The organism is Pantoea sp. USHLN298 (assembly GCF_037149395.1).
Classification (GTDB): domain Bacteria; phylum Pseudomonadota; class Gammaproteobacteria; order Enterobacterales; family Enterobacteriaceae; genus Pantoea; species Pantoea astica.
The window spans coordinates 555222-571029 of sequence record NZ_JBBCRO010000001.1; the positions used below are offsets into that span (position 1 = coordinate 555222).

Annotated in this window: 11 protein-coding genes; 8 read left to right on the forward strand and 3 right to left on the reverse strand. The window is 56.4% G+C overall.

What is annotated here, in order from left to right; genetic code table 11:
- Window positions 1–93: 93 nt before the first annotated feature.
- A complete protein-coding gene (locus WFK59_RS02715; protein WP_336754960.1) occupies window positions 94–987 on the forward strand; it encodes a YcbJ family phosphotransferase in 894 nt (297 codons plus the stop codon).
- On the opposite strand, the gene elyC is transcribed toward WFK59_RS02715, so the two are convergent.
- The gene (gene elyC / locus WFK59_RS02720) at window positions 967–1752 is read right to left on the reverse strand and encodes an envelope biogenesis factor ElyC (RefSeq protein ID WP_233984724.1); all 786 of its coding nucleotides are present in this window, start codon (window positions 1750–1752) and stop codon (window positions 967–969) included. The two genes, WFK59_RS02715 and elyC, sit on opposite strands and share 21 nt — an antisense overlap.
- 125 nt (window positions 1753–1877) lie before the next feature.
- On the opposite strand from elyC, the gene cmoM reads away from it, so the two are divergent.
- The 7 genes from cmoM to WFK59_RS02755 all read left to right on the forward strand — a co-directional run bounded on the left by cmoM (window position 1878) and on the right by WFK59_RS02755 (window position 12540).
- Window positions 1878–2663: a tRNA uridine 5-oxyacetic acid(34) methyltransferase CmoM gene (cmoM, locus tag WFK59_RS02725; RefSeq protein ID WP_233984723.1), complete on the forward strand. Its 786-nt coding sequence runs from the start codon at window positions 1878–1880 to the stop codon at window positions 2661–2663.
- The gene (gene mukF, locus WFK59_RS02730; protein ID WP_233984722.1) at window positions 2660–3982 is read left to right on the forward strand and encodes a chromosome partition protein MukF; all 1323 of its coding nucleotides are present in this window, start codon (window positions 2660–2662) and stop codon (window positions 3980–3982) included. The genes cmoM and mukF overlap by 4 nt, the downstream gene beginning before the upstream one ends.
- The gene (gene mukE / locus WFK59_RS02735; protein WP_233984721.1) at window positions 3963–4688 is read left to right on the forward strand and encodes a chromosome partition protein MukE; all 726 of its coding nucleotides are present in this window, start codon (window positions 3963–3965) and stop codon (window positions 4686–4688) included. The genes mukF and mukE overlap by 20 nt, the downstream gene beginning before the upstream one ends.
- Window positions 4685–9172, forward strand: a complete 4488-nt coding sequence (gene mukB, locus WFK59_RS02740; protein ID WP_233984720.1) for a chromosome partition protein MukB — start codon at window positions 4685–4687, stop codon at window positions 9170–9172. Before mukE ends, mukB begins: the two co-directional genes overlap by 4 nt.
- Window positions 9173–9322: 150 nt before the next feature.
- Window positions 9323–11137 carry a L,D-transpeptidase gene (ldtD, locus tag WFK59_RS02745; RefSeq protein ID WP_233984719.1) on the forward strand — a complete coding sequence of 605 codons (1815 nt, stop codon included), beginning with the start codon at window positions 9323–9325 and terminating at the stop codon, window positions 11135–11137.
- Between the two features lie 185 nt (window positions 11138–11322).
- The gene (locus WFK59_RS02750) at window positions 11323–11871 is read left to right on the forward strand and encodes a YcbK family protein (protein WP_233984718.1); all 549 of its coding nucleotides are present in this window, start codon (window positions 11323–11325) and stop codon (window positions 11869–11871) included.
- Between the two features lie 39 nt (window positions 11872–11910).
- Complete coding sequence (locus tag WFK59_RS02755) at window positions 11911–12540, forward strand: MBL fold metallo-hydrolase (RefSeq protein ID WP_233984717.1); 630 nt, start codon at window positions 11911–11913, stop codon at window positions 12538–12540.
- A gap of 443 nt (window positions 12541–12983) precedes the next feature.
- Here WFK59_RS02755 and WFK59_RS02760 read toward each other — a convergent pair whose 3' ends face one another.
- Window positions 12984–14174: an amino acid aminotransferase gene (locus tag WFK59_RS02760; protein ID WP_336754961.1), complete on the reverse strand. Its 1191-nt coding sequence runs from the start codon at window positions 14172–14174 to the stop codon at window positions 12984–12986.
- A gap of 235 nt (window positions 14175–14409) precedes the next feature.
- Window positions 14410–15513, reverse strand: a complete 1104-nt coding sequence (ompF, locus tag WFK59_RS02765; RefSeq protein WP_293000671.1) for a porin OmpF — start codon at window positions 15511–15513, stop codon at window positions 14410–14412.
- Window positions 15514–15808 lie beyond the last annotated feature (295 nt).

Below are 15808 nucleotides of genomic sequence, written 5' to 3' on the forward strand. Positions count from 1 at the left end.
CCCCGTTACTGCGCAGTGTTGTTGATCCGTCGCTAAACTTCTTATCTGTAGTCCCTTCAGGATAGTCTGCTATTCATCTGAGGAGGATGCCCCATGGAACAGCTCAAAACCGAACTGGCGCTGGTGCTGGGCGAGCCCATCAGCCGTCTCGAAATCATCAGCGAACATCCGCCTGCCCGACTTTATGCGCTGTACGACGATAAAGGACAGCCGATGCCGGTGATGGCGAAATATTTCCGTCATCAGGGACGTGCCGCGCTGGAAGCCAAAAAACTGGCGTTACTTGGCCACGCCGGGCTGATTGCGGTGCCGGTGGTATTTGGCCTGGTGATGAGCCAGCAGCCGCCGGTGCATGAAATGTTGCTGCTGGCGCGACTCAATGGCGTACCGGCAGAAGCACCGGCGCGTGATGCACAACGCTGGCAACAGTTTTGCGAACAGGTGGTGGAGGGGCTGCTGGCCTGGCACCGGCTCGACAGTCATGGACTGGTCGGTACGGTGGACAGCACGCAGGAAAACCGCTGGCCCGCCTGGTATGCGCAGCGGGTTGAGGTGCTATGGGCGACCCTGAGCTATCTGCGTCCGCCCGGCTTTACGCTGGACGACCGTCAGATTCTGTTTCGCAGCCGGGCGCGGTTAGTGCATCTGTTCCGCGACTTTAACGATCCCTGTGTCATGGTGCACGGTAATGTCAGGCTGCAAAGTATGCTGAAAAATCCGCGCAGCGATCAGCTGCTGGCGATGACCCAGCCTGGACCGATTCTATGGGCACCGCGGGAATATGACCTGATTCATCTCGATGATTCGCCAGCCGAAACCGCGCTGCTGCACGCTTACCTGCAGCGGGCCCCGGTGGCAGAAGGCTTTGTCTGGCGACGGTGGCTCTATCAGCTGTGGGACTGCATCGATCAGCTGGTGCAGACCGGCGAATTTGACCGGTCCCGTTTTGATCATGCCCGCACCCAGCTACTCCCCTGGCTCGGATGACCGCGTTGTGTCTCCCTTCAGTCGCTGCAATACCGTACCCAGTGTTTCATACACTGCCCGCTCGCTGTGACTCAGCCAGATAGAGGACGGAATGGCGCGCTCCCAGCCATTCAGCGGCGAGGTGATCGCCAGCTGGTTGGCCGGCGCAGCAATCGGATTCAATCCTGCCGCCTGGAAGAAACGCATTGCGCGGGGCAGATGATTGGCTGAGCTGATCAGCAGAAAGGGGCGCTGACCAATCTTCTTCTTCACCGCCTGTGCTTCGTCAGCGGTATCCCGCGGCTGATCGAGAATCTGAATGCGATCGGCCGGCACGCCGAGACTTTCGGCAACCTGCGCGGCGACCCAGGCGCTGCTCTTTGGATTGGTGCCACCCGCGGCGCCGGTAAAAATCAGGGTAGCCTGCGGATAGCGATGCCACTGACGTACCCCTTCCGCCACGCGTGGCAGGCTGTTGTTGAGCAGGTTTGAGCTGGGCGCCCAGTCCGGATTAAAGGTGTAGCCGCCGCCGAGTACCACGATGTTATCGACCGGCTGCGTGCCGTTCCAGGTCGGATAACGGCTATCGAGCGGCAGCAGCAGCCGATCGGCCAGCGGCTGCAGGCTTAGCAGCAGCAGAAATAACCAGCTGGCGGAGATCAAAATTTTGCCGCTTTTCTGCCAGTCAGTGAACCAAAGCAATAAAATGCCGAGCGCCATCAGCAAAAGCAGAAACGGCAGGGGCAGCAACAGCCCGCCGATCACTTTTTTCAGGGTAAAAAGCATCTAAAAAGACTCCTGTTGTCCGAAAAAACAGCAGCCGGAAGGGAAGATGGGGATGAAAGGTTCATTCTTCTGGTGCCTGTGACAAAATAGCACAAGTCTCACCGCAGCATACCGGAGCACATGCCATGCAGGATCGTAACTTTGACGATCTCGCGGATAAATTTTCGCAAAATATATACGGCACCACCAAAGGGCGAGTGCGCCAGGCGATCCTGTGGGATGAGCTGGAAACTATCCTGCCCGGACTGTCACCGCATCCGCTGTCGGTGCTGGATGCGGGCGGCGGCGTGGGGCAGGTCTCCAGCGGGCTGGCCGCGCGCGGCCATCAGGTTCTGCTGTGTGATCTTTCAGGCGAAATGCTGCGCCGGGCAGAGGAAAATGCGGCAGCGCAGGGTGTGAGCCACAACATGCAATTCAAACAAATTAGCGCCCAGCAGGTGGGTGAACATTTGGATAAGCCGGTGGATCTGGTATTGTTTCACGCTGTGCTTGAGTGGGTTGCTGAACCGGAAAAGGTGCTGCAGGCGCTATTTGATCTGTTGCGTCCGGGCGGCGTCATGTCGCTGATGTTTTATAACCTGCACGGCCTGACGCTACGCACCTTAACGCTGGGCAATTTTGGCTATCTGCGCACCAATCTGACCAAGCGTAAAAAGCGCACGCTATCACCTGACTATCCGCGCGATCCCGATCAGGTCTACCGCTGGCTGGAAGCGTGCGGCTTCGTCATTGAACAACGCGCCGGCATCCGGGTATTCAGCGACTACATGAAGCCGCCGAAAGGCGAGCCCAAAAGCGACGACGAAATTATTGAGATGGAGCGGCGTTACTGCCGTCAGGAACCCTTTTTGAGCTTAGGGCGCTACATCCATGTGACTGCGCGCAAACCCGGGCAGAAGGACGAATTATGAGTGAATTTTCCCAGACGGTACCTGAACTGGTATCCTGGGCGCGCAAGAATGACTTCTCTCTTGCGCTGCCAGTAGAACGTCTGGCCTTTTTGCTGGCTATCGCCACCCTTAACGGTGAGCGGATGGATGGCGAAATGAGTGAAGGCGATCTGATTGATGCTTTCCGTCACGTCAGTAAGGCTTTCGAACAAACCCACGAAACCGTGTTGGTTCGCGCCAACAACGCCATCAACGATATGGTGCGACAGCGCCTGCTCAACCGCTTTACCAGCGAGCTGACCGAAGGCAATGCCATCTATCGTCTGACCCCGCTGGCGATCGGCATTACCGACTACTACATCCGCCAGCGCGAATTTTCGACCTTACGCCTGTCGATGCAGCTCTCTATCGTTGCCAATGAGCTCAAGCGCGCTGCCGATGCGGCTCAGGAAAACGGCGATGAATTTCACTGGCACCGCAACGTCTTTGCGCCGCTGAAATATTCGGTGGCTGAGATATTCGACAGCATCGACATGACGCAGCGTCTGATGGATGAACAGCAGCAGGCGGTGAAAAATGATATCGCCGAGCTGCTGAATAAAGACTGGCGCGCGGCGATCTCCAGCTGTGAAATGCTGCTGTCGGAAACCTCCGGTACGCTGCGTGAACTGCAGGATACGCTGGAGGCGGCGGGCGACAAGCTGCAGGAGAACCTGCTGCGGATTCAGGATGCGACGCTCGACAGTCCGGATCTGGGCTTCGTCGATAAGCTGGTGTTTGATCTGCAAAGTAAACTCGACCGTATCACCAGCTGGGGCCAGCAGGCGATCGACCTGTGGATCGGTTACGACCGCCACGTCCATAAGTTTATCCGTACCGCCATCGACATGGATAAAAACCGCGTTTTCGCTCAGCGTCTGCGGGTCTCGGTGCAAAATTACTTCGATGCGCCCTGGGCGCTGACCTACGCCAACGCCGATCGCCTGTATGACATGCGCGATGAAGAGCTGACGCTGCGTAATGACGAGGTGATGGGTGAACTGCCGGCCGAGATGGAGTACGAAGAGTTCAACGAAATTCGCGAGCAGCTGGCAGCGATGATTGAAGAGGCGCTGCAGATCTATAAAACGCAACAAAAACCGCTCAACCTCGCGTCAGTGATGCGTGACTACCTGGCCCAGTATCCTCGCGCCCGTCATTTCGATCTGGCGCGGATTGTGGTCGACCAGGCGGTGCGTCTTGGCGTTGCGGAAGCTGATTTAGCCGGCTTGCCTGTGGAATGGCAAGCCATCAATGATTACGGAGCCAAGGTGCAGGCACATGTCATCGACAAATATTGAACAAGTGATGCCGGTTAAGCTGGCACAGGCACTGGCAAACCCGATCTTTCCCGCGCTCGACAGCCAGTTGCGCGCCGGACGACACATCGGTATTGAAGAGCTGGATAATCACGCTTTTCTGATGGATTACCAGGCGTTTCTCGAAGAGTTTTACAGCCGCTATAACGTTGAGCTGATTCGTGCGCCGGAGGGCTTTTTCTATCTGCGTCCGCGCTCTACCACGCTGATCCCACGCTCGGTGCTCTCTGAGTTAGACATGATGGTGGGAAAAATCCTCTGCTATCTCTACCTCAGCCCGGAACGCCTGGCCAATGAAGGGATCTTCACTCAGCAGGAATTGTATGACGAACTGCTGTCACTGGCTGATGAAAGCAAGCTGCTGAAGCTGGTTAACCAGCGTTCGACCGGCTCAGATCTGGATCGCACCAAACTGCAGGAGAAAGTGCGCGCCTCGCTGAGCCGTCTGCGCCGCCTGGGGATGGTGTGGTTCTTCGGTAACGACAGCAGCAAATTCCGTATCACCGAATCGGTATTCCGCTTCGGCGCTGACGTGCGTAGCGGTGACGATGCCCGTGAAGCGCAGCTGCGCCTGATCCGCGATGGCGAAGCGATGCTGCTGGAGAACGCCACCGCAACGGCAGACGCCGATGAAGGCGACGAACAGGAAAGCGATGCGAGTGAGAACGCAGAGGAACAACAGGCATGATTGAACGCGGAAAATTTCGTTCGCTTACGCTGATCAACTGGAACGGCTTCTTTGCCCGCACCTTTGATCTTGATGAACTGGTCACCACTCTGTCAGGCGGCAACGGTGCGGGTAAATCCACCACCATGGCAGCGTTTGTCACCGCGCTGATCCCCGATTTGACGCTGCTGCACTTCCGTAACACCACCGAAGCCGGCGCGACCTCGGGCTCACGCGATAAAGGCCTGCACGGTAAGCTGCGGGCTGGCGTCTGCTATTCCATGCTCGACGTGGTTAACTCGCGCCATCAGCGTGTGGTGGTTGGCGTGCGGCTGCAACAGGTGGCCGGACGGGATAAAAAAGTCGACATCAAGCCGTTCAGTATTCATGGCCTGCCGACCGACACCAATCCCACCGACATGCTGACCGAAGTCCTCAACAGCCGGCAGGCGCGCGTGCTGCCGCTGAACGAGGTCAAAGAGCGGGTTGAAGCACAGGAAGGGGTGCAGTTCCGCGCCTACAGCTCGGTCACCGATTATCACGCCATGCTGTTTGATCTCGGTGTGGTGCCGCGTCGTCTGCGCTCCGCCAGCGATCGCAGCAAGTTTTATCGTCTGATTGAAGCCTCGCTGTATGGCGGTATCTCCAGCGCCATTACCCGCTCGCTGCGTGACTATCTGCTGCCGGAAAACAGCGGCGTGCGTAAAGCCTTCCAGGATATGGAAGCCGCGCTGCGCGAAAACCGCATGACGCTGGAAGCGATTCGCGTCACCCAGTCAGATCGCGATCTGTTTAAGCATCTGATTTCGGAAGCGACCAGCTACGTCTCCGCCGACTACATGCGGCACGCTAACGAGCGACGGGTCCATCTCGACAACGCCTTACAGCTGCGTAATGAGCTATTCAGCAGCCGCAAACAGCTGGCGTCTGAACAGTATCGCCACGTTGAAATGGCGCGCGAACTGGCTGAGCACAGCGGAGCGGAAAACGACCTGGAAGTGGATTATCAGGCGGCCAGCGATCACCTGAATCTGGTACAGACCGCGATGCGCCAGCAGGAAAAGATTGAGCGCTATGACGCCGATATCGAAGACCTGACGCTGCGGCTGGAAGAGCAGAGCGAAGTGGTGGCGGAAGCGCGTGAGATTCAGGAAGAGAATGAAGCGCGCGCCGAAGCGGCTGAACTGGAAGTCGATGAGCTGAAAAGCCAACTGGCGGACTTCCAGCAGGCGCTTGACGTGCAGCAAACCCGCGCCATTCAGTATCAGCAGGCCCTGCAGGCGCTGGAACGCGCCCGTTCACTCTGTCAGTTGCCCGACTTAACCATCGACAACGCGGCGGAATGGCAGGCCAGTTTCCAGGCCAAAGAGGAAGAGGCGACCGAACGGTTACTCAATCTTGAGCAGAAGCTGAGCGTGGCGGAAGCGGCGCACAGTCAGTTTGAACAGGCGCTGGCGTTGGTGACCAGCATTGCCGGCGACGTAACCCGACAGGACGCATGGCAGACCGGCCGGACGCTGCTGCGCGACGCCAGCAATCAGCGCCATCACGCTGAACAGCTCTCTTCGCTGCGTCTGCGCCTCAGTGAGCTGGAGCAGCGTTTACGCGAGCAGCATGAGGCTGAGCGTTTGCTGGCGGAGTTCTGTAAACGCCAGGGGCAGCATTATGAAGCTGATGCGCTGGACGGTTTGCAGCGTGAGCTGGAAGCGCAGATTGAGCAGCTGAACAGCAGCGTGGCGGATGCCGGTGAGCAGCGCATGATGATGCGTCAGGAGCTGGAACAGCTGCGCGAGCGTATCGCCACGCTGACCGCCCGCGCGCCGCACTGGCTGGCTGCGCAGGAAATTCTGACGCAGCTGAGTGAGCAGACCGGCCAGGCGCTCGCCAGCAGTCAGGACGTGACCGAATATATGCAGCAGTTGCTGGAGCGGGAACGTGAAACCACCGTTGAACGTGACGAAGTGGCGGCGCGTAAACGTGATATCGAGCAGCAGATTGAACGTCTCAGTCAGCCTGGCGGTGCCGAAGATGCGCGCCTTAACCAGCTGGCGGAACGTTTTGGCGGCGTACTGCTGTCAGAAATTTATGATGACGTCACGCTGGATGATGCACCTTACTTCTCGGCGTTGTACGGTCCGTCACGTCACGCGATTGTGGTGCCGGATCTGTCGCTGGTGCGTGAGCAGCTCGACGGGCTGGAAGAGTGTCCGGAAGATCTCTATCTGATCGAGGGCGACCCCCAGTCGTTTGATGACAGCGTTTTCAGCGTTGATGAACTGCAGAATGCGGTGGTGGTGAAGGTTGCAGAGCGGCAGTGGCGCTATTCCCGCTTCCCGAAAATCCCGCTGTTTGGCCGTGCTGCGCGAGAAAATCAGCTTGAGCTGCTGCACAGCGAACGCGATCGTCTGGCCGAGCGCTATGCCACGCTGTCGTTCGACGTTCAGAAAACCCAGCGTCTGCATCAGTCATTCAGCCGCTTTATCGGCAGTCACCTCGCCGTGGCGTTTGATGCCGATCCGGAAGCACAGATTCGCCAGCTGGGCGCACGTCGCGGTGAGCTGGAGCGGGCACTTAACCAGCACGAAAGCAACAATCAGCAGCAGCGTCAGCAGTTTGAGCTGGCAAAAGAGGGCGTAGCGCAGCTAAACCGCCTGCTGCCGCGCGTTAACCTGCTGCTGGATGAGACGCTGGCCGATCGCTGTGAAGAGATCCGTGAACAGGTTGAGGAGGCGCAGGAGGCGGCGCGCTTCCTGCATCAGCACGGCGCGAAACTGGCGAAACTCGAACCGATTATTGCCGTATTACAAAGCGATCCTGAACAGCATGAGCAGCTGCAGGCCGATTACCAGCAGGCGCAGCAGCAACAGCGCAACGCCCGCCAGCAGGCTTTTGCCCTGACGGAAGTAGTGCAGCGTCGTGCGCACTTTGGCTATGATGATTCGTCCAGCATGCTTAACGGCAACAGCGATCTCAGTGACAAGCTGCGTCAGCGTCTGGAGCAGGCTGAGGCGGAACGTAGCCGCAGCCGTGAGCGTCTGCGCGAGCATCAGGCGCAGCTGACGCAGTATGCTCAGGTGCTGGCCTCGCTGAAAAGTGCCTATGACGCCAAGCGCGACATGCTGAAAGAGTTGCAGCAGGAGATGCAGGATATCGGCGTTCATGCCGATGCCAGCGCCGAAGCGCGGGCGCGCGTCCGTCGTGATGAGCTCTATACGGCGCTGAGCCATAACCGTGCACGGCGTAATCAGCTGGAAAAACAGCTGACCTTCTGTGAAGCGGAGATGGATAACCTGCAGAAGCGACTGCGCCAGCTGGAACGCAACTATCATCAGGTGCGTGAACAGGTGGTCAGCGCCAAAGCGGGCTGGTGTACGGTGCTGCGGCTGGTGAAAGAGAATGGTGTCGAACGTCGCCTGCATCGTCGCGAACTGGCCTATCTGAGCGGTGACGAGCTGCGTTCTATGTCGGATAAAGCGCTGGGTGCGCTGCGTCTGGCGGTGGCGGATAACGAACACCTGCGTGACGTGCTGCGTCTGTCGGAAGATCCGAAACGGCCGGAACGCAAGATCCAGTTCTTTATCGCGGTTTACCAGCATCTGCGCGAGCGTATTCGTCAGGATATTATTCGCACTGACGATCCGGTTGAAGCGATTGAGCAGATGGAAATTGAGCTGAATCGCCTGACGGAAGAGCTGACGGCGCGTGAACAGACGCTGGCTATCAGCTCACGCAGCGCCGCCAACATCATCCGCAAAACCATTCAGCGTGAGCAGAACCGTATCCGCCAGCTGAACCAGGGTCTGCAGACCGTGAGCTTTGGTCAGGTGCGCAGTGTCCGGCTCAACGTTAACGTGCGTGAAACCCATGCAATGCTGCTGGATACGCTGTCGGAAGAGCATGAACAGCATCAGGATCTGTTTAACAGCAACCGTCTGACCTTCTCAGAGGCGTTGGCGAAACTTTATCAGCGTCTTAATCCGCATATCGACATGGGGCAGCGGACGCCGCAGACCATCGGTGAAGAGCTGCTGGACTACCGCAACTATCTTGAGATGGAAGTTGAAGTTAACCGGGGTTCTGACGGCTGGCTGCGTGCGGAAAGCGGAGCGCTGTCGACCGGTGAAGCGATCGGTACCGGGATGTCGATTCTGGTGATGGTGGTGCAGAGCTGGGAAGAGGAGTCTCGCCGTCTGCGCGGTAAAGACATCTCGCCATGCCGGTTGCTGTTCCTTGATGAAGCGGCCCGTCTTGATGCGCGTTCGATCGCCACGCTATTTGAACTGTGTGAACGGCTGGAAATGCAGTTGGTGATCGCCGCCCCGGAAAATATCAGTCCGGAGAAAGGCACAACCTATAAGCTGGTGCGTAAAGTATTCAACAATACCGAGCATGTGCATGTGGTTGGCCTGCGTGGTTTTGCGGCCGATCCTTCACCGACCCGACGGCAGGATGAGAACGATTCTCTGCCCGATTTAGCCGGTGAAAAATCGCAGGCGGAAACATAGTCAAAAACTGATCCATTGGTTAATCTGGTAACGGCATTTGTCGCGTGAGGCAAATGCCGTTTTTGTTTGTATACTCAACATTATGAGTAAGCAGCCCGGTCGCAGTAGTTTCAGGGAACGCTGCGCAGTTGAACAGAGAAGGGGGCAGGGATGTTGCTGGCAAATAGGTTTAAACATCATCGTGTTGTTTCATGGTTAGCGCTGGCGCTAACCATGGTTCCATTTACGCTGCCGCAGGCCGCTGTGATCGCCGCTATGCCGGGCACCACACAGAGTGCGATGTCAGTCACCGAAAGTCAGCAACGTATCCGGCAGGCGTTTTCCAGTGCCGATCAGCCTTTTTATCTGGGGCCACTGGCGACGCTGTATGCGTCCCGTCATATGCAGCCGCTGTGGCAGGATCGCCAGGCGGTGCAAAAATTTCAGCAACAGCTGGCTGAGGTTGCGCTATCCGGCGTGCAGCCGCAGTTTACCCGCTGGGTCGAACGTCTGACTGACCCGGCCATTACCGGCTTTGCCCGCGATGTGGCGCTCTCTGACGCGATGCTCGGCTATCTGCAGTTTGTCTCCAGCGTGCCGACGCAGGGTGAAACCTGGCTTTACAGTAACGTGCCCTACAAACTGGCCCAGCCGTCAGTGGCGGTGGTTAATCAGTGGCAGAATGCGGTCAATGCTGGTTCTGACAGCATTTTTATCACTTCACTGGAACCGCAGCATCCGCAATATCGCCCAATGCACGCTGCGCTAAAAAATCTGCTCAGCGATAAACGGCCATGGCCGCAGCTGAAGAATAGCGAAACCCTGCGTCCGGGACAGGTGAGTGATGATGTGCCGGCGCTACGTGAAATCCTGCAGCGCAGCGGGATGCTCACCGCACAGGCTGATGCGCCCGCGCCGGATGAGGACGCCGTGCCGGTGACTTCTGTACCGGTCAGCCACAGCGACCAGCCGGTGGTGGTCAGCCCGTCTGCGACGCCGGTTTCCGATCTGCCTGTTGCCACGCCGCAGTCACCGGGTAATGTGCAGAGCCTGACGCTGGATGCCAATAACAGCGCGAATGTTTACGACACGACGCTGGTTGCAGCGGTGAAGCGTTTTCAACAGTGGCAGGGACTGGATGGCGACGGGGCGATCGGTGCCAGAACGCGTCAGTGGCTGAATGTGTCACCCCAGATGCGCGCCTCCTTGCTGGCGCTTAACATTCAGCGGCTGCGGCTGCTGCCGGATGATATGCACAACGGCATCATGGTCAACATCGCCAACTACTCACTGATTTACTACAACAACGGTAATAAAATTTTGTCGTCGCGGGTGATCGTTGGTCGTCCCGATCGCAAAACGCCACTGATGCGCAGCGCGCTCAACAATGTGGTGCTGAATCCGCCGTGGAACGTACCGACCACGCTGGTGCGTAAAGACATTATTCCCAAGGTGAAGCAGGACCCTGCCTATCTCTATAAGCACGGCTATACCCTGCTGTCGGGCTGGAGTGAGGATGCCGAGGTGATCGACCCGAGCATGATTGACTGGAGCATGGTGTCGGCCTCATCGTTCCCCTATCGCCTGCGCCAGGCCCCAGGCCAGATGAACGCGCTGGGACGCTACAAATTCAACATGCCGAGTTCAGATGCCATCTATCTGCACGACACGCCGAATCATAACCTGTTCCAGCGGGATATCCGGGCGCTGAGCTCAGGCTGCGTGCGGGTGAATAAAGCCTCTGAACTGGCGGGGCTGCTGTTGCAGGATGCCGGCTGGAATGATTCGCGCATCTCCAGCACCCTGAAAGAGGGCGATACCCGGTACGTACCGATTCGCCATCGCATTCCGGTTAATCTCTATTACTTAACCGCCTGGGTAGCGGATGATGGCAAACCGCAGTTCCGAACAGATATTTACAATTATGATGACACTGCACGCTCCGGCAGTCAGGCGTTACAAAGGGCTGAGCAGTTGTTGCTCTAGTGTTTGATTTTCAATCGTTAGCCGTCGGCTATCGTTAACGAAAATAGCGCTCAAATGGCGATCCCGCTCGGGATCGCCGCACATTCTCGCACCACATGGGTTGACGCCTCTCTGAGAGAAAGTTATGGTTCGGCCTGTGCGCTTTTTGCACATTTCTATGGCTTCACTCTCAGGTAATACGGTTAATGTCTACTATTGATTCTTTTCGTCGCAAGCTACTGCTTTGCGGAAGTGCGGCCGCCGGGCTGGCATTATTGCCCGCTTCTGCAAGGGCCTCGCTTTCAACTTCTCGCCCGCGTGTATTAACGCTGAATAACCTTCACACAGGTGAAACCCTTAAAACTGAGTTTTTTAATGGTAAACGTTACGACAAGGATGAGTTGTCACGATTAAATCACTTTTTCCGTGACTATCGCGCCAATAAAGTGAAAAGCATCGATCCCCACCTGTTTGACCAGATTTTTCGTCTGCAGGCGCTGCTGGAAACCCGTAAACCGGTGCAGCTGGTTTCCGGTTACCGTTCGCTGGCGACCAATAACATGCTGCGCGAAAGCGGGCCTGGGGTAGCGAAACACAGCTATCACACCAAAGGTCAGGCGATGGATTTCCACATTGAGGGCGTTACCTTAGCCAACGTTCGCAAAGCGGCGTTATCTCTGCGCGCGGGTGGTGTAGGATATTATCCTCGCAGCAACTTTGTACATATTGATACCGGGCCGATCAGGCACTGGTAATGACGCCGGCAACGCTGCGTGAGCCGGTCATGGAGCGTTATGAACTACCACATTATTCCTGTTACCGCCTTTGCCCAGAACTGTTCGGTGATCTGGTGTGAAACCACCGGTGAGTCGGCGCTGGTCGATCCGGGCGGTGACGCTGAACGTATCAAACAAACGCTGGAACAACACAAGCTGAAGCCTGCGCAGATCCTGCTGACTCATGGTCACCTTGATCATGTCGGCGCGGCGGTGGAACTTGCAGCCTTTTACCAGATTCCAATCGTCGGACCGCAGAAACGCGATGCCTTCTGGCTGGAAGCCCTGCCGACTCAGAGCCGGATGTTTGGACTGGAAGAGTGCTCGCCTTTTACGCCGGACCGCTGGCTGGAAGAGGGTGATAGCGTGCAGGTCGGGTTGGTGACGCTGGAAGTTTTGCACTGTCCAGGCCATTCGCCGGGTCATGTGGTGTTCTTTGATCGTCCGGGACGCTTGCTGATCTCCGGTGATGTGATTTTCAACGGTGGCGTCGGCCGCACCGATTTCCCGCAGGGCGATCATCAGCAGCTGATCGATGCCATCCGGAGCAAATTATTGCCGCTCGGCGATGATGTGACTTTCCTGCCAGGACACGGCCCGATTTCCACGCTGGGCCGTGAACGAATCAGTAATCCTTTCCTGCAATAAAAAATGGGCCAGTCGGCTAATGCTCGTCAGTGAAGGTTAACTTTGCAAAGGCTGTCACGGTCAGACGTGGCAGCTTTTTTTCTGAGCAGGCATGCCGGAGTGCGGGTCTGAGCACCTCTGCTGCTGCCGGGCCGTCCTCGCGCCGCTGCGCGGTACCTTCGGCTTTGACGTCGTGCCGACGAACCGTTCGGGGATCGGCCTTCCCTGGCCGGCCCCGAACTCTCCACGCTTCCCGGCGAGGCGTTCTGGCCCGGCGTCACGCCTCAGCGCTGCGGATAACCCTTTCAGCAGCAGAGGCGCTCAGGCCTCTACTATCGTGCCCGTTTTAACAACACTCACTCAAGTTTCAGAGCAGGCCGGAGCGGCACCAGACTGCGTTATCACCGGTCGCTTAACTGACGAGCAATGGGCCAGTCGGCCCATTTTTTAGTCGTGATACGCGGTTACAGTACCGCGACAAACGCCTCACACAGCGCCGACATATTATCTGGCGTCATGCCCGCAACGTTGACTCGTCCTGAGTTGACCGCATAGACCGCAAACTCCTCGCGCAGACGAATCACCTGATCTTTGGTCAGGCCGCTGAACGAGAACATTCCGTTCTGTTTGATGATGAAGCTGAAGTCACGCTGCGCGCCTTTCTCCGCCAGAGTATTCACGAACAGCTGACGCATACGCTGGATGCGCTGACGCATGTCTGACAGCTCCTGCTCCCAGATGGTACGCAAAGCGTCGTTGCCGAGGATGGTGGCAACAACGGCGGCACCGTGAGCTGGCGGATTGGAGTAGTTCGCCCGGATGGTATATTTCACCTGGCTGAAGGCGGTATCCGCCACGCTTGCCTCGGCGGCCACCAGGGTAATGGCGCCTACACGTTCGTTGTACAAGCCAAAGTTCTTCGAATAGGAGCTGGCGACAATCAGTTCCTGATGGGACGCGGCGAAAATGCGCAGTCCTTCGGCATCCTCATCCAGACCGCGGGCGAAGCCCTGATAGGCAAAGTCAAACAGGGGTAACCAACCGCCAGCCTGTGACAGCTGCGCCAGCTGCTGCCACTGTTCAGCCGTTGGATCGATGCCGGTTGGGTTATGACAGCAGCCGTGGAACAGCACCACATCGCCTGGCTGCACCTGTTTCAGTGATGCAACCAGACCGTCAAAATCGAGCGTATGATTTTCAGCGTCGTAATACTGATATTCACACACCTCAAGACCAGCAGCATTAAACACATTTTTGTGGTTCGGCCAGCTGGGATTGCTGACCCAAATCCGCTTTACGGATGTCTGGGTGGCAAGGAAATCGGCCGCTACGCGCAGCGCACCGGTACCGCCTGGGGTCTGTGCCGTACGGGCGCGGCCAGCGGTAATCAGTGGGCTCTGACTGCCAAACAGTAACGCCTGGGTACAACGGGCGAAATCCGCCAGACCATCAATGCTGAGATAGTTTTTGGTGGTTTCGTTTTCCAGCAGGTACTGTTCGGCTTTTTTAACGCTGGTCAGCACCGGTGTCTTACCGGTTTCATCTTTGTAGACGCCAATACCGAGGTTAATTTTGTTAGGGCGGTCGTCAGCGCGAAACAGATCGGCCAGCCCAAGAATGGGATCGGCGGGTGCAGCAGAGATCGATTCAAACATGAGTCAGGTCCAGTAGCGGGAACGTTAGCAAAATGAGCTCTCAGGTTAGCGTCACGCCAGGCAAATGCCAACCGTTTGCGAGCGTTATTGATACTTTTTGCGGGCTTACTTCAGCGAGAGGAAATAAAAAAGGGGAGCGTGGGTAAGCGTCGGGAGAAAAAGGGCGTCTGGCTGGATAACAGACATAAAAAAACGGGGCCGATGGCCCCGTCTTCAAATAGTTCTGACAGCGAGATTAGAACTGGTAAACCAGACCCAGTGCAACTACGTCGTCTGTATTCAGACCCAGACGGTTGTTGTCATCCAGCTGGTTGATCTGGTAGTCCACATAGGTAGACATGTTTTTGTTGAAGTAGTAGGTTGCGCCCACGTCGATGTATTTAACCAGGTCAGCATCGCCCACGCCTTCGATATCTTTGCCTTTAGACTGAACGTAGGCGATAGATGGACGCAGGCCGAAGTCGAACTGATACTGTGCAACCAACTCAATGTTCTGCGCTTTGTTTGCGAAAGCAGTGGTATCGGTGCCAGGTCCAGTTGTCAGAGTGAACGGCGTTGAGTTACGGGTTTCACCGTAATAAGCCGCCAGGTAGACATTGTTTGCATCATACTTCAGACCGGTTGCCCAGTTTTCAGCGCGTTTACCCTGACCGACAACAGTACCGTTAGCTGCAACGCCAGCGGCCTGTGCATCGGTACGGTCGCTGCTGCTATAGGCACCCACAACACCTACACCGATTGGTGAGACGTAAGACGTTGACAGACCCCAGCCGTCGCCGTTTGAACGACGAATTTCATCACGCTCGTTTTTGCCCTGATACTGAACGGCGAAATCCCAGCCATCTACCAGACCAAAGAAGTTAGTGTTGCGGTAAGTCAGCAGGCCGGTGCTACGACCGTTCATGAAGTTATCTGAGTATCCTGAGTCGCCACCGAACTCTGGCAGCATATCGGTCCAGCCGATTGCATCGTAAACCACACCGTAGTTACGGCCGTAGTCGATTGAGCCAGCATCACCGAATTTCAGACCGGCAAAGCCCAGACGTGTTCTGTTACCGTCTTGCGCGTCAGAACCTTCAGAGTTGTTCGCCTGAACGTTGTATTCCCACTGGCCGTAACCGGTCAGCTGGTCGTTAATCTGAGTTTCACCCTTGAAGCCGAAGCGAACGTAAGTATTGTCGCCATCGCTGCCGTCGTTATCAGAGAAGTAATGCAGGCCAACGGCTTTACCGTACAGGTCCAGTTTGTTGCCGTCTTTATTATAAATTTCGGCTGCGTTTGCTGCGCCTGCGGCTAACAGAGCAGGGATAACCACTGCAAGAATATTGCGCTTCATCATTATTCATTACCCTCGTTGGAGTTATTTGTACACCTGCCACTGCCGTCAAGAAACCTTTACGGGAACCCTGAGAGAAGTTTGGTGTCTTCCTGTGTCTGCACGCATCTTTCCATCCAACCCGCCTTAATTCTACCTCGAAAATGCTACGAAACTCGTAATCTGGTTTCAAAAGGAAAATATGTATTACAAAATGTAAAAAACACGGAACTTTGTGAGAGAACTCAAAATTTACAAAAATAAAAAAAGGCCGGCAGTGCCGACCTCTTTATATATATGAATTTCTTATAATTAATGC

What these genes read in the sequence shown, in the direction of transcription:
- WFK59_RS02755 (WP_233984717.1), top strand. Translation starts at nt 11,911, where the DNA reads ATGAACTACCACATTATTCCTGTTACCGCCTTTGCCCAGAACTGTTCG.
- mukB (WP_233984720.1), top strand. Translation starts at nt 4,685, where the DNA reads ATGATTGAACGCGGAAAATTTCGTTCGCTTACGCTGATCAACTGGAAC.
- ldtD (WP_233984719.1), top strand. Translation starts at nt 9,323, where the DNA reads ATGTTGCTGGCAAATAGGTTTAAACATCATCGTGTTGTTTCATGGTTA.
- elyC (WP_233984724.1), bottom strand. Translation starts at nt 1,752, where the DNA reads ATGCTTTTTACCCTGAAAAAAGTGATCGGCGGGCTGTTGCTGCCCCTG.
- ompF (WP_293000671.1), bottom strand. Translation starts at nt 15,513, where the DNA reads ATGATGAAGCGCAATATTCTTGCAGTGGTTATCCCTGCTCTGTTAGCC.
- WFK59_RS02760 (WP_336754961.1), bottom strand. Translation starts at nt 14,174, where the DNA reads ATGTTTGAATCGATCTCTGCTGCACCCGCCGATCCCATTCTTGGGCTG.
- cmoM (WP_233984723.1), top strand. Translation starts at nt 1,878, where the DNA reads ATGCAGGATCGTAACTTTGACGATCTCGCGGATAAATTTTCGCAAAAT.
- mukF (WP_233984722.1), top strand. Translation starts at nt 2,660, where the DNA reads ATGAGTGAATTTTCCCAGACGGTACCTGAACTGGTATCCTGGGCGCGC.
- mukE (WP_233984721.1), top strand. Translation starts at nt 3,963, where the DNA reads ATGTCATCGACAAATATTGAACAAGTGATGCCGGTTAAGCTGGCACAG.
- WFK59_RS02750 (WP_233984718.1), top strand. Translation starts at nt 11,323, where the DNA reads ATGTCTACTATTGATTCTTTTCGTCGCAAGCTACTGCTTTGCGGAAGT.
- WFK59_RS02715 (WP_336754960.1), top strand. Translation starts at nt 94, where the DNA reads ATGGAACAGCTCAAAACCGAACTGGCGCTGGTGCTGGGCGAGCCCATC.